Source organism: Nocardioides currus, from assembly GCF_003057875.1.
GTDB lineage: Bacteria > Actinomycetota > Actinomycetes > Propionibacteriales > Nocardioidaceae > Nocardioides > Nocardioides currus.
In genome coordinates, this window is sequence record NZ_PYXZ01000002.1 from 189,817 (window position 1) to 207,536 (window position 17,720).

The window sequence follows — 17,720 nt, forward strand, 5'->3', positions numbered from 1 at the left end:
TACCGTGGGATGAAACCGGGTGAGGAGGTCCTGTGGCGTCAGCGCTCACGCCGTCGCGCCCGACCACCCCGGCCCCGCCTGCGCTGGCGAAGTTCCACGCGCCGGAGGTCGTCTTCGGCGCCGACTCCCTGGGCGAGGCGGGCTTCGCGGCCATCCGGCTCGGCGCCCGGCGTCCCTTCCTGGTGACCGATCCCGGCATCATCGAGGCGGGCTGGCTCTCGATGCTCCTCACGCTGCTCCAGGCCGAGGGACTCACGCCGGTGCTGTGGAGCGACGTCACGCCCAATCCCAAGGACCACGAGGTGCGCCGCGCCCACGAGCTCTACGTCGAGCGCGAGTGCGACGTGATCATCGCGCTCGGTGGCGGCTCGGTGATCGACGCGGCCAAGGGCGTCGCGATCCTCTCGGGCAACGGTGGCGACATCCGCGACTACGCCGGGGTGGACCAGGTGACCCGGCCGATCCCGCCGCTGCTGATGATCCCGACGACGTCGGGGACGGGCGCGGACGTGTCGCAGTTCTGCATCGTCACCGACACCGACCGGCACGTGAAGCTCACCATCATGGGTCGCGCGCTGGTGCCCGAGGTGTCGATCACCGACCCGCGGCTGTTGACGACGATGCCCGAGGACCTCAACGCCGCCACTGGCCTCGACGCCCTGACCCACGGCATCGAGGCATTCGTCTCGCTCGCCCACAACCCGCTCGCGGACACCCACGCGCTCAACGCGGTCGGGCTGGTGTGCCGCAACCTGCGCACGACGATCACCGAGCCCGAGGAGATGGCCGCGCGCGCGAAGATGGCGCAGGCCAGCCTGCAGGCGGGCCTGGCCTTCACCAACGCGATCCTCGGTGCCACGCACGCCATGAGCCACCAGGTGGGTGGACTGCTCGACGCGCCGCACGGCGTCGTCAACGGCGTCCTGCTGCCCCACGTCATCCGCTACAACGCCCGCGCCAGCCCCGACCGGTTCGTCGACCTCGCACGCTCGGCGGGCCTCGCCGTCGACGGCATGCCGGGTGAGGAGGCGGCCGAGCTGCTGGCCGAGCACGTCCGCAGCCTCGCCGACGACGTCGGTGTCCCGCACGGCCTCGGCGCGCTCGGGGTGACCGAGGCCGACATCGACACGATGGCGCACACGACGCTCGACGACGCCTGCCTGACCACCAACCCGCGCGAGGCGTCGGAGGGCGAGATCCGCCAGCTGTTCAAGGACGCCCTGTGACGACGCGTCCGCAGCCACCCGCCCCGGACCTGGCCACCCTCACGGGGGTCAGGTCCGGCAAGGGCTCCTACTACCGCGCCTACGTCCGTTCCGACGAGCGCATGCAACGCGCCGTACGCGCGATGGACTCGATCTCGCGTGCCCTGGTGCGCACGCTCGAGGGGCCACGCGGCCTGCTCGAGGAGGTCGTGCGTGCGGCCCGGGCCCACCTCGACGCGGAGTGGACCCTGCTGGCGCTCTCCGACGGGCACCTGCGCAACGCCCGCCCTCGGTTCCTGGTGCTCGGGCCGGCCGACGGCCCCCATGCCCAGCCGACCGCCGACGACTCCGGGCTGCCGCCGATGGTGCGCCGCGAGCTCGGTGCCGTCCGCGCCGGGCACGCGGTCCGCAGCAACGACGACGGTCGCTGGGTGCGGGTCCCGATGACGCTGGAGGGCCGACCCATCGGCTGCCTGGTCGGCCTCCACCGTCTCGAGGTCGACCCCGAGCCGGGCGACCTGTCCGTGCTGCGCATCCTCGCCAACCAGGCGGCCGTCTCGCTCCACACCTCCGAGCAGTACCAGGCGAGCATGGCGCTGCACCGTCGGGCGCAGCTGCTGTACGACGAGGCGCGGGCGCACGAGCGCGACCTGGAGGTCCGCACGGCCGAGCTGCGGCGCGTCGAGGACCGGCTGGTGCTGGCGCACCAGCGCGAGGTCATCGACACCGAGCGCCAGCGGATCGCCCGCGAGCTGCACGACTCGGTCGCGCAGTACGTCCTGTCCGCGGGCATGGCCGTCGAGGTGGCACGCGGCGAGGCCGAGGGCCTCGGGGAGCCGGGCGCCGCGATCTCCCTGCGGCTGGGGACGGCGAAGGAGCTCTCCCAGCAAGCCGTCGACCAGCTCCGCCGCGCGATCTACGCGCTCCACCGCACCCCGAGCGACACCGTCGTCGAGCTCCCCGAGCTGTTGCGGGAGGTGGCCGCCCACCACCGGCCCCAGCTGGTCGTGCAGGTCAGGGTCGAGGGAACGGCGGTCGCGTTTCCCGCCGAGGCCGGCCACGAGGTCGCGCGCGCCGTCGGCGAGGCGCTGTTCAACGTCGCCGTGCACGCCCGCGCCGAGCGAGCGGTGGTGCGGCTGCGTTACCGCCCCGACATGGTCATGGTCTCTGTCGCGGACGACGGGCAGGGTGACCCCACGGAGCTGAGCCGGCTCCTGCGCCTGGAGCGAGGCCGGTCCGGCGACGGGTCGCACCGCGGCCTGGCCAACATCGAGAGTCGGCTGGTCGAGCTCGGTGGGTCCGTCGCGTTCCGCCGGGCCCGCATCGGGGGCGTGCGGGTGGAGATGCGCGTCCCGCTGCCGCTGCGACGGCCCGACCGGCCCGGACTCATCGACCAGCTGGTCGGCACCACCGATCGACCCCAGGAGGATGCATGACGACGCTCACCCCGCAGCAGCAGGGATCCGACGTGACGACGGTGCGGATCATGCTCGTCGACGACCACGCGATCGTCCGCCAGGGCCTGCGCTCGATCCTCGAGCGCGAGCGCGACCTGGTCGTGGTGGCCGAGGCATCCACCCCGGACGAGGCGCTGACGGTGATCGGTCGGTCCGGGCCCCACATCGTGCTGCTCGACCTCAAGCTGTCCACGGCCTCCGACAGCGAGGGGCTCGACCTGTGCGCCGAGCTCTCCGCCCGCCACCCCGACGTCGGGGTGCTGGTGCTCACGACCTTCCTCGACGAGCAGCTCGTGCTCAAGGCCATCCGGGCCGGCGCTCGTGGCTATGTCCTCAAGGACGTCGACACCTCCGGGCTGGTCCGCGCGATCCGCGATGTCAGCCGGGGCGAGAGTGCCTTCGACGCGCGCTCGGCGGCCGCGATGGTGCGCGGCCTGAATGCCCCCGACCCGGAGGAGTCGCAGCAGCTCACGAGCCGGGAGCGCGAGGTGCTGCGCCTGCTCGCGCGGGGGCTGTCCAACCGTGACATCGGCGAGAAGCTCTACATCTCCGAGACCACCGCGAAGTTCCACGTCGGCAACATCCTGCGCAAGCTCGGTGTCTCCCGCCGGGCCGAGGCCGTCTACGAGGCCACCAAGCTCGGGTTGATCTGACCTCGCCGTACGCCCTCGTCCGGCGGTGGTAGACCCACATTCCGAGGCTTGGGAGTGTGGCTCACTCACCGCTGCCGTGCCGACTTCGAGCGGCGCGCCGGCCCGGCGGTGGCAGACCCACATTCGGCGGCCCGGGAATGTGGCTCACTCACCGCTGCCGTCGTGGCCTCATGACTCGCCGGTCACGACGTCTCGATCACCAGCCACCCGCCGTGGTGCTCGCTCACCTCGAACGGCAGGCCGGTGCGTTCTCCCCATCCCGTGAGGTCGTCGAGGCTGATGGTGCGCACGTGGCCCCACGTCTCGTCGGCCTCCTCCTCGAGGGGTACGGCGACCACGACCCGGCGCGCGGCGAGCCGGAGCGCCTCGGCCAGCACGCGGTCGCCGTGGTCGGCGTCGAGGTGCTCCAGCAGGTGGATGGCCAGCACCGTGTCGGCGCAGCGGCTCGCAGCGGGGAAGTGGCCGGCGTCGGCGGGCAGCGTCGACAGGGAGACGCCGAGCCGGGGCGCCACCTCGGCCAACAGGCGGGTGGTCCCGGAGGAGAGGTCGCTGGCCGTCGTACGTCGCCCGGAGGCCGCGATGCGCAGGGACAGGAACCCGAAGCAGCACCCGAGCTCGAGCACCGAGCCGGGCGCGAGCAGGCTCTCGGCGCGAGCGTAGACGGGGGCGTAGCCGGCGATGGTCCCGTGCCCGCCCGCGGTCGTCTCGTCGACGCACGACTCGATGCGGGCCAGCGTGTTGCGGTAGAAGAGCTCCCAGCTGTCGAGGGCGTCGACGCCCGAGGTGAGCACCGTGCCCGTGAAGATCCGCTCGAACAGTTCGGGTCCGCGCAGCCAGCCCGCCGCGAAGAGCTCGTCGGCCAGCAGCCCGGCCAGGTCGTCGTCGACCTTCTCCGGCGGGACGCGGTGGCGCACGTGCAGCCGGTCGCCGTCGCTGTGGACGTCGAAGTGCTCGGTGCGGACCATGTGCAGCGCGCGCCGCGGCGGCACCGTCCCCTGCGCGCGGACCTCGACCAGCTCGTCGGTGTAGGCGCCGTCGAGGCTCGGGCGGAGCGGGTCGATCGGCGTCGTCGTCGCCGCCTCGCTCATCGCCCGGCCGCCGTCATCGACTCGGACACCAGGTCGAGCCCGCTGAGGTTGCGCACCACCTGGACGCGGTCGCAGAACTCGGCGTACTGCGGCAGGTCGCACGCACCCAGCGCCCACGAGTAGCGCGGCTCCGGGGTGAGCCAGATGGTCGCGCGCGCCCGGCGGGTGATCTCCTCGAAGGCGGCCAGGCCGGGGTCGTTGCTGTTGCCGCGACCGTCACCGAGGACGAGCACGGTGACACGGCGCGTGATCGCGGAGCCGAACTCCTCGAGGAACGTCTCGAACGCGTGGCCGTAGTGGGAGTCGGCGTCGACGTCGAGCACGCCGCCGGCGGGCAGCCCCGACATGACCAGCGACAGCGCCTCCTCGGTGCGGTGTTCGGCGAACAGGTCGGTGACCTCGACGAGGTCCTTGACGAAGGCGAAGGTGCGCACCGAGCTGGCGATCGACTGCAGGCTGTGGACGAGGTGGAGGGTGAAGCGAGCGGTCGAGCGCACCGACATCGACACGTCGCACAGCACCAGGAGTCGCGACCGGTCCTCGACCTTGCTGACCGTGATCGGCCGGAACGGCACCCCGTCGTACCTCATGTTGGCGCGAGCGGTCCGGGCGCCGTCGACCGTGCCCCGCGCGGCCGCCTTCCGGCGGGGGCGGGGCGCGCCGTGCAGGCTGCGGAGCAGGCGCCGCAGCACCTCCTCGAGGTGCGCGCGCTCGGCCTCGTCGATCGTCTCGGCCTGCGCGGCCCTCACCTCACGGGTCTCGATGTCCCGCTCCATCGCCATCAGCCGCTCGAGGTGCTCGCGCAGCCGGTCGGGGAGTGTGGCGAGGAACGGGGCCAGCGCCTGGCGCAGCGCCGCCAGGGAGGCCATCGCGTCGGGATCGGCGAGCGACTCGTCGTCGAGGACGGTGTCCTCCAGCCACGACAGCAGGGCCATCTCCTCGGCCACCGTGAGCTCGGCGTCGAGCTGCATCCCGGCGGCCTTCGCCAGCTCCCCGGGGGCGCCCGGGTTGTGCATGCGGCTGGTGCTGATCTGGACGCGGGCCGCCTCGCCGGCGCTGCCCTCGGTGTCGTTGGACAGCACGATCTCGTCGGTGAGGGCGGCCATGTCGATCTTGTTGGCCTCCTGGTGCAGGTTGTACTGCTGCGCCATGTCCTCGGGCTTGAAGAACTCCTTGATGTCGTCGGGCTTGCCGTGGGAGTGGCCGTCCTCGGGCACGTCGCCGGGCTCGTCGGACAGGGTGAACGACTCGAGCTGCCCCTCGTCGGACAGGTCGTCGTGGGCGTGCGAGTGGCCGTGCTCGTCGTCCTCCTCGATCACGGCCCGCAGCCCGAAGAAGCGGTCGTAGACGCGGTCGAAGGTCTCCAGGTCGCGACGGTCCTTGACCAGGCTGACGGCGAGCGCCGACTTGAGCACTGCCCGGTCCTCGAGCACGCTCGGCTGGGCGACGGCGTGCATCGCGTCCACGGCCTCGGCGGTGCTCACCCGGACGCCGTACAGCCGCAGCAGGCGGATGAACCGGTGGACGGCCCCCTCCATGGCCGGTCCCTAGACCGGCCGCTTGCGTGCCGACCGGGCAGCGAACGAGCGCTCGCCCTGGCCGGTGCTGACCTTCTTGGCGGGAGCCGCGGCGGCGTCGTCGGAGCTGCCCTTGACGCCTTGGTACGCCGCGTCGTGGCGCCCCGGCCTGTCCTTGGCTGCGCGCTTGGCCCGGCCGTCGACATCGCCGCTGTCGTCGTCGTGCCCGTGGTCGTGCCCATGCCCATGCCCGTGCCCGTGGCCGTGGCCGTGCAGGTGCTCGGGGACCTCCGCGTTGGGGTCGACGAGCGAGGGGATGGCGCGTCGGGCCTTCTCGAGGTCGCGCTCGTACTTCACGACCACGTTCACCGTCTGCGACAGCACGTCGGCGCTCAGCTCCTCGACCCCCAGGACCGCCAGCGTCCGGGCCCAGTCGATCGTCTCGGAGATGCTCGGCGACTTGCGCAGCTCGAGCTCGCGCAGGCCGCGCACGATCTCGACCAGCCGCACCGCGAGCGACTCGGCCAGGCCCGTGTCCTTGGAGCGGATGATCGCGAGCTCGCGCTCGGGCTCCGGGTAGTCGAGGAACAGGTGCAGGCAACGCCGCTTGAGCGCCGCGGAGAGGTCGCGCGTGTTGTTGGAGGTGAGGACGACGTACGGCAGGTGGCGAGCCACCACGGTGCCGATCTCCGGGATGGAGATCTGGAACTCCGAGAGCAGCTCGAGCAGCACAGCCTCGAGCGCCTCGTCCGCCCGGTCGACCTCGTCGATCAGGAGCACCACCGGCTCGTCGGAGTCGATGGCCTGCAGCAGCGGGCGGGGGGAGAGGAAGCGCTCGGAGAAGAAGACGCTGTCCTGCTTGGCGATCCGCTCGACGGCCTCGCCCAGGTCGGCGGCGTCCTCGACGACCTGGCCGATCTTCTCCCGCAGGATCTGCGTGTAGAGCATCTGCTTGCCGTAGTCCCACTCGTAGAGGGCCTTGGTCTCGTCCTGGCCCTCGTAGCACTGCAGCCGGATCAGCCGACGCCCGGTGACGGCGGCCAGGCTGGTGGCGAGCTGTGTCTTGCCGACCCCCGCCGGCCCCTCGAGCAGGATCGGCTTGTCGAGCCTCGTCTGGAGGAAGACCGTGGTCGCGAGCCGGTCGTCGGCGAGGTAGCCCGCCTCGCCGAAGCGCGCGGCCGTGTCGGCGACGTCGCTGAAGTCGTGGGGTCCGCTGTCTCGATCGGGTGTGGTCACCGGGGTCCTTCCCTGGGAGTGGTGCCGACCGGGACCGCGCTTCGTGACGCGGGCCCGGCCGGGTCGGGGAACCTGCCGCTCAGGAGATGAGGTCGTCCAGGTCGCCGTTCATGCAGTGGTCGACCACGGGACGGACCGTCTCGAAGGTGCACTCCTTGGCGTTGCCCGGGGTGCAGGCATCGCCAAGGACGTGGTTGGTGATGCGGTCCACGTCGGCGCCGTCGCCGGTGATCACCTTGGCGTTCTCGTAGAACTTCGTCGGACCCTCGCCGAGGCGGTTCTTGGAGTAGCTGTCCTGGGTGACGTCGGTGAACTTCTCCGGGATGCCCACGTCACGCAGCAGCCGGATCGACGCGGCGAGCGCGGCGTCAGCGGCCTGGGGCTTGGTCATTCCGTGGGTGTCGATGCCCATGGCCTCGGCGATGTCGGCGAAGCGGTGGTAGACCGCCGGCATGTTGAACGCCCACACGCGGGGCAGCGCGATCGCGTTGTTGAGCCCGTGGTGGGTGTCGTAGAACGCGCTGATCGCGTGCGAGATGGAGTGGATGATGCCGAGGCCGCCGGAGTTGAACGCCTGGGCGGCGATGTACTGCGCGTACATCATCCCCTGACGGCCCTCGAGGTCCTGGCCGTTCCACGTCGCCGCGCGCAGGTGCTGCGAGGTCAGCTTGATGGCGTGCAGCGCGTTGCCCAGCGAGGGCTGGAAGTTGAGCCGCGAGACATAGGGCTCGCTGGCGTGGGCGAGCACGTCGAAGCCGCACTGCGCGGTGTAGTCGACCGGGCAGTCGAAGTAGAGCACCGGGTCGTCGATCGCCAGGCTCGTCACCGACGCGTCGTCGAACGCGACGTACTTGTGGGGGTTGTCCGGGTCGGTCGTGGTGTCGGTGATGACGTAGGCCCACGACGTCTCCGAGCCGGTGCCGGCGGTCGTCGAGACCGCGATGTGCGGCGGGTTCTTCGGGTTCTCGGACATGTTGAAGCCCTCGAACTCGTTGACGTTGCGTCCGTCGTGCGCGACCGAGACGCGCGCGCCCTTGCAGGCGTCGTGGGACGACCCGCCGCCGATGGAGACGAACGAGTCGCACTCGTTCTCCTGGTACATCGCCACGGAGTCCATGACGTTGTAGTCCTTCGGGTTGGACTCGACCTTGTCGTACACCACGACCTCGAGGCCGTGGTACTTCATCGACTCGACGATCTTGTGGACGATGTCGGTGCCCCGCAGTCCCGACGTCATCACGAGCGTCTTGCGGAACCCGAGCTTGAGGGCCTCGGGTCCGATCATCTCGTGCGCGCCGGGTCCCATCAGAGCCCGGGGGAAGGGGTGGAACTCCTTGATGGGGAACGGCTTGAGCAGTTCGTCGACCTGCATGGATGACCTCCTGGGGCGGATGTGGTGATGCTCCGGACGCTAGGACCGGGGTCGGGGGCCGACCAGACGAGGATCGGCAAACGGGTCGGTGGGGCAGGCCCCGACCTGACCGTCAGGACAGGTGCGGCCCCGTTGGGCGAGGGGTGCGCCGCGGGCCGCGTGCTTCCTAGCGTGGGAACGCGACACCCCACCCCGCCCCGACCACGGAGGAACGCCATGACCGACCCGACCCAGGACACCGCGGTGGACACCGCGCTCGAGACCGATCCCCACTCCGACTGGGCCACCACCGAGGACGCGCTCGTCGAGGAGGTCTCGATCGACGGCATGTGCGGCGTCTACTGATGCTCGCCGGCGAGGCCTGGCGCCTGAGCCCGTCGGTGTCGGTGCGGCCGGAGCCCTTCGGGGCCCTGGTCTACGACTTCTCGACCCGACGGCTCAGCTTCCTCAAGACCCTGCTCCTCCTCGACGTCGTCCGCCGCCTCGACGGGGCGAGCGACGTGGACGAGGCGCTCCGTTCGGCAGGAGTGGGTGACGGGGAGCGCGCCGGCTACCTCCGCGCCCTCGACGGCCTCGCCGCCAGCGGCGTGCTGATCAGGAGCACACCATGACCGCCACGCTGACCGAGACGTCGACCGGGTCCCCGCGCGTGGGCCGGCTCGTCGACCAGTTCGAGCTCGGCCTCGACGCCCCGATCTGCCTGACGTGGGAGCTGACGTACGCCTGCAACCTCGCCTGCGTGCACTGCCTGTCGTCCTCCGGGCGCCGCGACCCCGACGAGCTGTCCACGGCGGAGGCCAAGGCGCTCATCGACGAGTTCGAGCGGATGCAGATCTTCTACGTCAACATCGGCGGCGGGGAGCCGACCGTGCGCCCCGACTTCTGGGAGCTCCTCGACTACGCCGTCGACCACCACGTGGGCGTGAAGTTCTCCACCAACGGCTTCCGGATCACCCCCGAGCGCGCCGCGATGCTGGCGGCGACCGACTACGTCGACGTGCAGATCTCGCTCGACGGGGCGACGGCCGAGGTCAACGACCCCGTCCGCGGCCAGGGCACCTACGACGCCGCGATGCGGGCGCTCGCCAACCTGCAGGCAGCTGGGATGAAGGACTTCAAGATCTCGGTCGTCTGCACGCGCCACAACATCGGCCAGCTCGACGAGTTCAAGGCCATCGCCGACCGGTACGGCGCCCAGCTCCGCCTCACGCGGTTGCGCCCGTCCGGTCGCGGAGCCGACGTCTGGGACGAGCTCCACCCGTTGCCCCACCAGCAGCGCGAGCTCTACGACTGGCTGATGGCCAACGGGGAGAAGGTGCTGACCGGGGACTCGTTCTTCCATCTCGCGGCGTACGGCGAGCCGCTGCCCGGTCTCAACCTGTGCGGCGCCGGCCGCGTGGTCTGCCTCGTGGACCCGGTCGGCGACGTGTACGCCTGCCCGTTCGCGATCCACGACCGGTTCAAGGCCGGCAACGTCCGCAGCACCGGCGGCTTCGACCGGGTGTGGAAGGAGGCGCCGCTCTTCGAGGAGCTCCGCAGCCCGCAGACCGGGGGTGCCTGCACGCAGTGCTCCGCCTACGACGCCTGCCGTGGTGGTTGCATGGCGGCCAAGTTCTTCACCGGGCTGCCGCTCGACGGACCCGACCCGGAGTGCGTCAAGGGCAACGCCGAGGAGGCGCTCGCGGGTCTCGACCGGAGCACGCTGCCGGGGTCGAGCCAGGACCACTCCCACACGGGCACCGTGCGCAACGCCCCGGTGCCGTTGACGCTGGGCGCCACCCGCACCCGCCCCACGAGCGCGTGCGACGAGAGCCCTGTCGCGGGGATGTCGTGAGATGACGACGACCCCGCCCGGCGAGCACGGCCGTCGGCTCGGGCTCGGCGGCGTGCGGTGGCCCACCCTCGAGGACGAGCCGCCACTCGTGCTCGTGCCACTCGGGTCGCTGGAGCAGCACGGGCCCCACCTCCCGCTCGCCACGGACTCGATGGTGGCGTGCGCGGCGACGCGGGCGGTGGCCCGCCGGCTCGCCGCCGCGGGCGTGCGCGTGCTCGTCGCGCCGACCCTGGCCTACGGCGCCAGCGGCGAGCACGAGGACTTCCCCGGCACCATCTCGATCGGGCACGAGGCGCTGTGGCTCCAGCTGGTCGAGCTCGGACGCTCGGCCTGCCGATGGGCTCGTGGCCTCGTGCTCGTCAACGGTCACGGCGGCAACGTGGCCACCGTGGTGGACGCCGTGACCCGACTCCGTGACGAGGGGCGACCCGTCGCCTGGACAGGGTGCGCCCTCGCCGGCGACGCCCACGCCGGGCGGACCGAGACCTCGCTGCTGCGGCACCTCTCGCCGTGGTCGGTGCGCGTCGACCTCGCCGAGGTAGGCGCCACCGAGCCGATCGAGGAGCTGATGCCGAGGTTGCGCGGGGTCGGGGTCCGCACGGTCTCGCCCAACGGCATCCTCGGCGACGCCACCGGCAGCACCGCCGAGGAAGGTCGTCGGCTCTTCGAGGACCTGGTCGAGCGGCTGTTCCGCGAGATCTCCCTCCTCGACGTGGGCGACGAGGGACGACTCCGCAGCGCCAGGCCCGCCGGCGCGCGCAGGTGAGCCTCCCAGCGGGCTTCACCGTGCGGCTGTCGGCGCGCACGAAGGTCTGCGACGGTGGCACGGCGCTCGTCGGCGGCAGCAGGGGCTCGGTCCTCTACCTCAGTCCGGCTGCGGCCCACCTGCTCGGTGGCGAAGGCGTCGTGGCGGCCGCTCCGGGTGCGGCCGAAGCACTGGCCCGCTCCTTGCTGGACCGGGGATTCGCCGACCCGTGGTGGTCCGACCCGCCGGGCTCAGACGCCGACGTCACGGACGTGACGGTGGTGGTGCCCGTCCGCGACCGCCCGCTCGACCTGGCCCGCCTGCTCGACGCGCTGCCGCCCTCGGTCCCGGTCGTGGTCGTGGACGACGCATCACGCTCGCCCGGCCCGGTCGCCGGCGTGGCCAGGCGGCACGGCGCGACCCTCGTCGTGCACGAGGCCAACCGCGGCCCGGCCGCAGCGCGCAACTCCGGCCTGCGACGGGTCACCACGCCGTACGTCGCCTTCTGCGACTCCGACGTCGTCCCCGACCGGGGGTGGCTGGCCACGCTGCGGCGCCACCTCGACGATCCTGCCCTCGCCGTGGTGGCCCCGCGGGTGCTCGGCCCGACCGCGCGGGCCGACGACGGGTGGATCGAGAGGTACGAGCAGGCTCGGTCCTCCCTCGACCTGGGGCCCGAGCCGGCCGCCGTTCGCCAGCAGGGGATGGTCTCCTACCTGCCGAGCGCGTGCCTGGTCGCCCGCGTCGACGCCCTCGGCGACGGCTTCGACGAGGCGCTGCGCTGCGGCGAGGACGTCGACCTGGTCTGGCGGCTCCTCGCCTCGGGCGTCGGCGTGCGCTACGAGCCCGCGGCCACCGTGCGCCACCGGCACCGCGCCGAGCTGCGTGAGTGGCTGGGGCGCAAGGCCTTCTACGGCACCTCCGCCGCACCGCTCGCCGAGCGTCACGGGACCGCCGTGGCTCCCATGGTGCTCTCGCCGTGGTCCGCGGTGCTCGCCGGCGCGGTGCTCGCCCAGCGCCGGTGGTCCGTCCCGGTCGCGCTCGGCGCGGCGGCGGTCGCCACGGCCGGGACCGCTCGTCGGCTGGGGCGCAGCGAGCACCCGGTGCGCGCCGCCGCCGTCCTCACGCTGGAGGGAAGCGTCGCCGTCGTGTGGCAGACCGCCGCCGCGCTCACGCGCCACTACTGGCCCGTCGCAGCCCTCGCTGCCCTCGGGTCCCGGCGAGCGCGGCGGGCGGTCGTCGTCGCCGCGGTCGTCGACGGGCTGGTCGACCGGCGACGGGTCGGCGCCGACCTCGACCCGGTGCGCTACGTCCTCGCCCGACGACTCGACGACCTCGCCTACGGTGCCGGCGTCTGGTCCGGTGCCCTGCGCGCCCGGTCGCCGCGCGCGCTGCTGCCGGCCATGCGTGGTCCACACCGGCGCGCCTGACCACCTGACGCGGCGACCAGTGCGGCGCTACCGTGGGCAGCCGATCCCGTGGAGCCGCCGATGAGCACTGACGACCTGCACCTGCGCAGGGTCGACGCCGTGCGCGCGTGGACCAGCTTCGTCACGCTCGGCGACGGCGGCGAGCCCGCCGTGCGCCCGGAGATCCTGCGGAGCTGGGAGCTCTCCGGAGTGGTGTCGCCGACCCTCACGCACGCCCCGCTGGCCGACGAGTCCGACACGGCCGACTTCTGGCGGGCCTCGCCGCTGCAGACGGCCGTCACCCGCGTCCAGGACGAGCTGCGCCGCACCGCCGAGGACGGCGACCTCGTCATCGCGGTCACCGACGAGGAGACCCGCATCCTGTGGACGTACGGCGGTCGCGTGATGCGCCGCAAGGCCGAGACCGTCAACTTCGTGCCCGGGGGCCGGTGGGACGAGGCCAGCGTCGGCACCAACGCGCTGGCGATCGCCGGTCGCACCGACGCCCCGTCGATGGTCTTCAGCGCCGAGCACTACGCCGAGGTCGTGCACAACTGGGTGTGCTGGGCCGCCCCCGTCCACGACCCCGCCACGGGTCGTCGCCTCGGCGTCATCGACCTCTCCACCACCTGGGACCGCACCCACCCGATCGGGCTGGCGACGGCCCGGGTGATGGCGCGGCTGATCGAGACCGCGATGCCGACCTCCGCCCGCGCGGTCGCGAGCAACGTCCCGGCCCCGGGGGAGCCCGGCCTGACCCTGACGCTGCTGGGCACGGCGGAGGTGTGGCTCGACGGCCAGCGCCTGCTCCTCAACCGGCGCCAGACCGAGATCCTGGCGCTGCTGTCGATGCACCCCTCCGGGCTCTCGGTCGAACAGCTGCACTCCCTGCTCTACGGCGACTCCGCGGTCACCACCTCCACCCTCAAGGCGGAGGTCTCGCACCTCCGCGCCGCCCTGCGTGGCCAGCTCTCGTCCCGTCCCTACCGCCTGACGCTGCCGGTCGCCACCGACATCGACGAGGTGCAGCAGCGGCTGCGGGTGGGCGACGTCCGCGGGGCGCTCGGACGCTACGGCGGCGACCTGCTGCCGGGCACGGACGCGCCGGCCCTGGTCGAGATGGGCGACTACCTCGCCGTCAGCGTGCGCGAGGCGCTGCTGGCCGACCCGGACCCCGATGCCGTGCTGCGCTACAGCGAGCTGGCGCCGTACGACACGCACGTGGTCGAGGCGTGCCTGGCCGCGATCGGGCACCAGGTCCACCCGGCCGTCCCGCTGCTCAAGGGCCGGCTCGCCGCCTCAGGACGCTGAGCGCGAGCCGCTCGGTCGCGGGCAACCTTTGGCCAACCAGCCCTTCCTAGTGTGAGCGCCATCACAGCGTCGACTCCCAGGTGAAGGTGGATATCGCGATGGCCAAGATCGAACTCACCGTCGACGGGGCGCGAGTCTCCGACGACGTCGAGCCCCGGATGCTGCTGGTGCAGTACCTCCGCGAGAAGCTCGGCAAGACCGGCACCGTGATCGGGTGCGACACCAGCAACTGCGGTGCCTGCACGGTGCACCTCGACGGACGCAGCGTGAAGAGCTGCAACGTGCTGGCCGTGCAGGCCAGCGGCCGCGAGGTGACCACGATCGAGGGCCTGGCCGACGGCGAGTCGCTGCACCCGGTGCAGGAGGCGTTCCGCGAGTGCCACGGCCTCCAGTGCGGGTTCTGCACCCCCGGGATGATCATGCAGGCCGTCGACCTCCTCAACGAGAACCCGAGCCCGACCGAGGCCGACGTGCGCGAGGGCATGGAGGGCAACCTCTGCCGCTGCACCGGCTACCACAACATCGTGAAGTCCGTGCTGCACGCCGCATCGACCACGGGAGGTGCGAAGTGACCGCCACCGCCGAGAAGCCCGACCTCGAGATCGGGCGCGAGCGCCGCCGCAAGGAGGACCAGCGCCTCATCACCGGTCGCACGCGCTGGACCGACAACCTCGCGCTGCCGGGCATGCTGCACCTCGCGATGGTGCGCAGCCCGTTCGCGCACGCCACCATCACCGGCATCGACACCGAGGCGGCCAAGCAGGCCCCCAACGTCGTGGCGGTGTTCACCGGCGCCGACCTCGCCGACTACGCCGGCGCCTGCATCAACGCCTGGGCGATCACGCCCGACCAGGTCACCCCGCCGCACGCGCCCATGCCGACCGACCGGGTCGCGTTTGCCGGCGAGACCGTGGCCGTCGTGGTGGCGCGCTCCGCGGCCGAGGCGAGGGACGCGGCCGAGCTGGTCGACGTGGAGTACGCCGAGCTGCCGGCCGCCCTCGACCTCAAGGAGGCGGCGGCCGACACCGTGCTCGCGCACCCCGACCTCGGCACCAACAAGAGCGCCTACTGGGTCTTCGACTCGGGCGAGGCGGGCACCGGCGGCAGCGCCGACGAGGCGATCGAGAAGGCCCGCGGCGACGGCATCGTGATCGAGCGGGAGTATCGCCAGCAGCGGCTCATCCCCGCCTTCATGGAGCCGCGCTCGACCGTGGTCGACCCGACCGGCGAGCAGATCACGGTGTGGAGCGCCACCCAGATCCCGCACATCCTGCGGTTCGCGATCGCGGCCACCACGGGCGTGCCGGAGTCGAAGATCCGGGTCATCGCGCCGGACGTCGGCGGCGGCTTCGGCGGCAAGCTCCAGCAGACGCCGGAGGAGATGATCACCTTCGCCGTCGCCCGCAAGGTCGGCCGGCCGGTGAAGTACACCGAGACCCGCTCCGAGTCGTTGATGACCGCCCACCACGGCCGCGACCAGTGGCAGAAGCTGACGCTCGCGGCCGAGAAGGACGGCACGGTGACCGGCCTCAAGGTCGAGCTCACCGCCGACCTGGGTGCCTACATCGCCATCGTCGGCGGCGGTGTCCCGGTGCTGGGCGCGTTCATGTTCAACGCGATCTACAAGTTCCCGGCCTACCACTTCGCCTGCCAGACGGTGCTCACCAACAAGACCTGGACCGACGCCTACCGCGGCGCCGGCCGGCCGGAGGCGACGTACGCCATCGAGCGTCTGATGGACGAGCTCGCCGTCGAGGTCGGCGTCGATCCGCTCGAGATCCGCGAGAAGAACTGGATCAAGCACGAGGAGTTCCCCTTCACCACCGTCGCCGGCCTGGAGTACGACTCCGGCAACTACGAGGCGGCCACGGCCAAGGCGAAGGAGGCGTTCGGGTACGACGCCCTGCGCGCCGAGCAGGAGGAGCGACGGGCCTCGGGCGACCGGATCCAGCTCGGCATCGGCATCTCGACCTTCACCGAGATGTGCGGCCTGGCGCCCAGCCGGGTGCTCGGCTCGCTCAACTACGGCGCCGGCGGCTGGGAGCACGCGTCCGTGCGGATGCTCGCGACCGGCAAGGTCGAGGTCGTCACCGGGGCGTCCGCCCACGGTCAGGGGCACGAGACGGCGTTCAGCCAGATCGTCGCGGACCGGCTCGGGGTCGCGTTCGAGGACGTCGAGGTCCTGCACGGCGACACCCAGATCTCCCACAAGGGCCTCGACACCTACGGCTCGCGCTCGCTCGTCGTCGGCGGCGAGGCGCTCGTCAAGGCCGTCGACAAGGTGATCGAGAAGGCCCGGCCCATCGCGGCCCACCTGCTCGAGGCCGACGTCGACGACATCGAGTTCAGCGCCGGCCGCTTCGGCGTGCGAGGCACGGACCAGGGTCTGGCGATCGGCGAGATCGCGACCGCCGCCTTCGCCGCCCACAACCTGCCGGACGGGGTCGAGCCGAGCATCGACAGCGAGGCGACGTACGACCCCGTCAACTTCAACTACCCGCACGGCACCCACCTGTGCGCCATGGAGGTCGACACCGAGACGGGCGGCGTGCTGATGCGCAAGTACGTCTGCGTCGACGACATCGGCAACATCATCAACCCGATGATCGTCGAGGGGCAGGTGCACGGCGGGCTTGCGCAGGGCATCGCGCAAGCGCTGTGGGAGGAGGCGGTGTACGACGACTCGGGCACCCTGGTCTCAGGCTCGTTCGTCGACTACCTGCTGCCCACCGCGGCCGACACGATCAACTTCGAGGTCGACCACACGACGACCGCCTCGACCACGAACACGCTCGGCACCAAGGGCGTCGGTGAGGCGGGCACCATCGCCTCGACGCCGGCCGTGGTCAACGCGATCGTCGACGCGGTCCGCTCGTTCGGCGTCAACGACATCCAGATGCCGTGCACGCCCGAGCGCGTCTGGCGCGCGATCCACGCCCACGACGGAGACGCACCCACCGAGGGCGCCGCGGCGCCGCACTTCACGGAGGAGACCGGCATGCAAGGTCAGACCGACCGCACGGACGGAGCGGGCGCATGATCCCGGTCCAGTTCGACTACCTCGCGCCGAGCAGCGTCGAGGAGGCCCTCGCCGCCCTGGCGGAGCACGGTGACGACGCGAAGATCATCGCCGGCGGCCAGAGCCTGCTGCCGGTGCTGCGGATGCGGCTCAACGCCCCCGAGGTCGTCATCGACCTCGGCGGCATCGCCGGTCTCCGCGGCATCCGCGAGGACGGGGACGCGCTGGTCATCGGTGCCATGACGACCCACCACGACGTGCTCACCGACGCGCTCGTCAAGGAGCATGCCCTGCTCCTGACCCGCGCCGAGCACCAGCTCGCCGACGCGCAGATCCGCCACCGCGGCACCTTCGGCGGGGCGCTCGCGCACGCCGACCCCGCGGGCGACCTGGGTGCGCCGGCGCTCGCGCTCGGTGCCGAGTTCGTGATCGCCGGGGCGGGCGGCACCCGCACCGTCGCGGCGGCCGACTTCTTCGTCGACCTGTTCGAGACCGCGATCGGTGACGACGAGCTGCTCACCGAGGTGCGCGTGCCCAAGCACACCGGCTGGGGCGCCCACTACGAGAAGTTCGTCCGGGTCGCCCATCAGTGGCCGATCGTCGCGGTCGCGGCCGCGGTGAAGTCCGACGGCGGCACCATCACCGAGGCCCGGGTCGGCCTGACCAACATGGGCTCGACCCCGATCCGGGCCCACGCCGTGGAGGAGGCGCTCGTCGGTCAGCCGGCCACCGAGGACGCCGTCGCCGCGGCCGCCGCCCGCGCCACCGAGGGCACCAACCCGCCCTCCGACCTCAACGGCGCCGCCGACTACCGCAGCCACCTCGCCCAGGTCCTCACCCGGCGGGCCGTCCTCGCCGCCGCGGGGGCGTGAGC

General features: G+C 72.2%; 16 protein-coding genes. 12 read left to right on the forward strand and 4 right to left on the reverse strand.

Annotated features, from left to right (window positions below):
* Positions 1 to 32: 32 nt before the first annotated feature.
* Genes C7S10_RS05965 through C7S10_RS05975 form a run of 3 tightly spaced genes read left to right on the forward strand, consistent with a single transcriptional unit; the run spans position 33 to position 3,315 of the window.
* Entirely contained in the window at positions 33 to 1,226 is a 1,194-nt protein-coding gene (locus C7S10_RS05965; protein ID WP_108343510.1) for an iron-containing alcohol dehydrogenase, read from the forward strand.
* Positions 1,223 to 2,641 (forward strand): MadS family sensor histidine kinase, encoded by a 1,419-nt coding sequence (locus tag C7S10_RS05970; RefSeq protein ID WP_243395235.1) that lies wholly within the window; start codon positions 1,223 to 1,225, stop codon positions 2,639 to 2,641. The genes C7S10_RS05965 and C7S10_RS05970 overlap by 4 nt, the downstream gene beginning before the upstream one ends.
* The gene (locus C7S10_RS05975) at positions 2,638 to 3,315 is read left to right on the forward strand and encodes a MadR family response regulator transcription factor (RefSeq protein ID WP_108343511.1); all 678 of its coding nucleotides are present in this window, start codon (positions 2,638 to 2,640) and stop codon (positions 3,313 to 3,315) included. The genes C7S10_RS05970 and C7S10_RS05975 overlap by 4 nt, the downstream gene beginning before the upstream one ends.
* A 182-nt stretch (positions 3,316 to 3,497) precedes the next feature.
* On the opposite strand, the gene mftM is transcribed toward C7S10_RS05975, so the two are convergent.
* The 4 genes from mftM to mdo all read right to left on the reverse strand — a co-directional run bounded on the left by mftM (position 3,498) and on the right by mdo (position 8,528).
* The gene (gene mftM, locus C7S10_RS05980) at positions 3,498 to 4,403 is read right to left on the reverse strand and encodes a mycofactocin oligosaccharide methyltransferase MftM (RefSeq protein ID WP_108343512.1); all 906 of its coding nucleotides are present in this window, start codon (positions 4,401 to 4,403) and stop codon (positions 3,498 to 3,500) included.
* Positions 4,400 to 5,941, reverse strand: coding sequence for a VWA domain-containing protein (locus tag C7S10_RS05985; RefSeq protein ID WP_108343513.1), 1,542 nt, complete (start codon positions 5,939 to 5,941; stop codon positions 4,400 to 4,402). Before C7S10_RS05985 ends, mftM begins: the two co-directional genes overlap by 4 nt.
* 9 nt (positions 5,942 to 5,950) lie before the next feature.
* A complete protein-coding gene (locus C7S10_RS05990; protein ID WP_108343514.1) occupies positions 5,951 to 7,156 on the reverse strand; it encodes an AAA family ATPase in 1,206 nt (401 codons plus the stop codon).
* A gap of 79 nt (positions 7,157 to 7,235) precedes the next feature.
* Positions 7,236 to 8,528 (reverse strand): NDMA-dependent methanol dehydrogenase, encoded by a 1,293-nt coding sequence (gene mdo / locus C7S10_RS05995; protein ID WP_108343515.1) that lies wholly within the window; start codon positions 8,526 to 8,528, stop codon positions 7,236 to 7,238.
* Positions 8,529 to 8,744: 216 nt separating this feature from the next.
* On the opposite strand from mdo, the gene mftA reads away from it, so the two are divergent.
* The 9 genes from mftA to C7S10_RS06040 all read left to right on the forward strand — a co-directional run bounded on the left by mftA (position 8,745) and on the right by C7S10_RS06040 (position 17,718).
* On the forward strand, positions 8,745 to 8,873 hold the full coding sequence (gene mftA, locus C7S10_RS06000; protein ID WP_108343516.1) for a mycofactocin precursor MftA: 129 nt from the start codon (positions 8,745 to 8,747) through the stop codon (positions 8,871 to 8,873).
* Complete coding sequence (gene mftB, locus C7S10_RS06005) at positions 8,873 to 9,139, forward strand: mycofactocin biosynthesis chaperone MftB (protein ID WP_108343517.1); 267 nt, start codon at positions 8,873 to 8,875, stop codon at positions 9,137 to 9,139. Before mftA ends, mftB begins: the two co-directional genes overlap by 1 nt.
* Positions 9,136 to 10,362, forward strand: a complete 1,227-nt coding sequence (gene mftC, locus C7S10_RS06010; protein ID WP_108343518.1) for a mycofactocin radical SAM maturase — start codon at positions 9,136 to 9,138, stop codon at positions 10,360 to 10,362. Before mftB ends, mftC begins: the two co-directional genes overlap by 4 nt.
* 1 nt (position 10,363) lies before the next feature.
* Positions 10,364 to 11,128 carry a mycofactocin biosynthesis peptidyl-dipeptidase MftE gene (gene mftE / locus C7S10_RS06015; protein WP_108343519.1) on the forward strand — a complete coding sequence of 255 codons (765 nt, stop codon included), beginning with the start codon at positions 10,364 to 10,366 and terminating at the stop codon, positions 11,126 to 11,128.
* On the forward strand, positions 11,125 to 12,537 hold the full coding sequence (gene mftF, locus C7S10_RS06020) for a mycofactocin biosynthesis glycosyltransferase MftF (protein WP_108343520.1): 1,413 nt from the start codon (positions 11,125 to 11,127) through the stop codon (positions 12,535 to 12,537). Before mftE ends, mftF begins: the two co-directional genes overlap by 4 nt.
* Positions 12,538 to 12,597: 60 nt before the next feature.
* Positions 12,598 to 13,827: a sigma-54-dependent transcriptional regulator family protein gene (locus C7S10_RS06025; protein ID WP_108343521.1), complete on the forward strand. Its 1,230-nt coding sequence runs from the start codon at positions 12,598 to 12,600 to the stop codon at positions 13,825 to 13,827.
* 98 nt (positions 13,828 to 13,925) lie between these two features.
* On the forward strand, positions 13,926 to 14,399 hold the full coding sequence (locus C7S10_RS06030; RefSeq protein ID WP_108343522.1) for a (2Fe-2S)-binding protein: 474 nt from the start codon (positions 13,926 to 13,928) through the stop codon (positions 14,397 to 14,399).
* The gene (locus tag C7S10_RS06035) at positions 14,396 to 16,867 is read left to right on the forward strand and encodes a xanthine dehydrogenase family protein molybdopterin-binding subunit (RefSeq protein WP_108343523.1); all 2,472 of its coding nucleotides are present in this window, start codon (positions 14,396 to 14,398) and stop codon (positions 16,865 to 16,867) included. Before C7S10_RS06030 ends, C7S10_RS06035 begins: the two co-directional genes overlap by 4 nt.
* On the forward strand, positions 16,864 to 17,718 hold the full coding sequence (locus C7S10_RS06040; protein ID WP_108343524.1) for an FAD binding domain-containing protein: 855 nt from the start codon (positions 16,864 to 16,866) through the stop codon (positions 17,716 to 17,718). Before C7S10_RS06035 ends, C7S10_RS06040 begins: the two co-directional genes overlap by 4 nt.
* Positions 17,719 to 17,720: the final 2 nt, after the last annotated feature.

Bases quoted from the DNA above. Each gene is read 5' to 3' on its own strand.
- mftE (WP_108343519.1), top strand. From the start codon at position 10,364: ATGACGACGACCCCGCCCGGCGAGCACGGCCGTCGGCTCGGGCTCGGC.
- mftC (WP_108343518.1), top strand. From the start codon at position 9,136: ATGACCGCCACGCTGACCGAGACGTCGACCGGGTCCCCGCGCGTGGGC.
- mftB (WP_108343517.1), top strand. From the start codon at position 8,873: ATGCTCGCCGGCGAGGCCTGGCGCCTGAGCCCGTCGGTGTCGGTGCGG.
- C7S10_RS06030 (WP_108343522.1), top strand. From the start codon at position 13,926: ATGGCCAAGATCGAACTCACCGTCGACGGGGCGCGAGTCTCCGACGAC.
- C7S10_RS05985 (WP_108343513.1), bottom strand. From the start codon at position 5,941: ATGGAGGGGGCCGTCCACCGGTTCATCCGCCTGCTGCGGCTGTACGGC.
- C7S10_RS06025 (WP_108343521.1), top strand. From the start codon at position 12,598: ATGAGCACTGACGACCTGCACCTGCGCAGGGTCGACGCCGTGCGCGCG.
- C7S10_RS05975 (WP_108343511.1), top strand. From the start codon at position 2,638: ATGACGACGCTCACCCCGCAGCAGCAGGGATCCGACGTGACGACGGTG.
- C7S10_RS06040 (WP_108343524.1), top strand. From the start codon at position 16,864: ATGATCCCGGTCCAGTTCGACTACCTCGCGCCGAGCAGCGTCGAGGAG.
- mftM (WP_108343512.1), bottom strand. From the start codon at position 4,403: ATGAGCGAGGCGGCGACGACGACGCCGATCGACCCGCTCCGCCCGAGC.
- mftA (WP_108343516.1), top strand. From the start codon at position 8,745: ATGACCGACCCGACCCAGGACACCGCGGTGGACACCGCGCTCGAGACC.
- mdo (WP_108343515.1), bottom strand. From the start codon at position 8,528: ATGCAGGTCGACGAACTGCTCAAGCCGTTCCCCATCAAGGAGTTCCAC.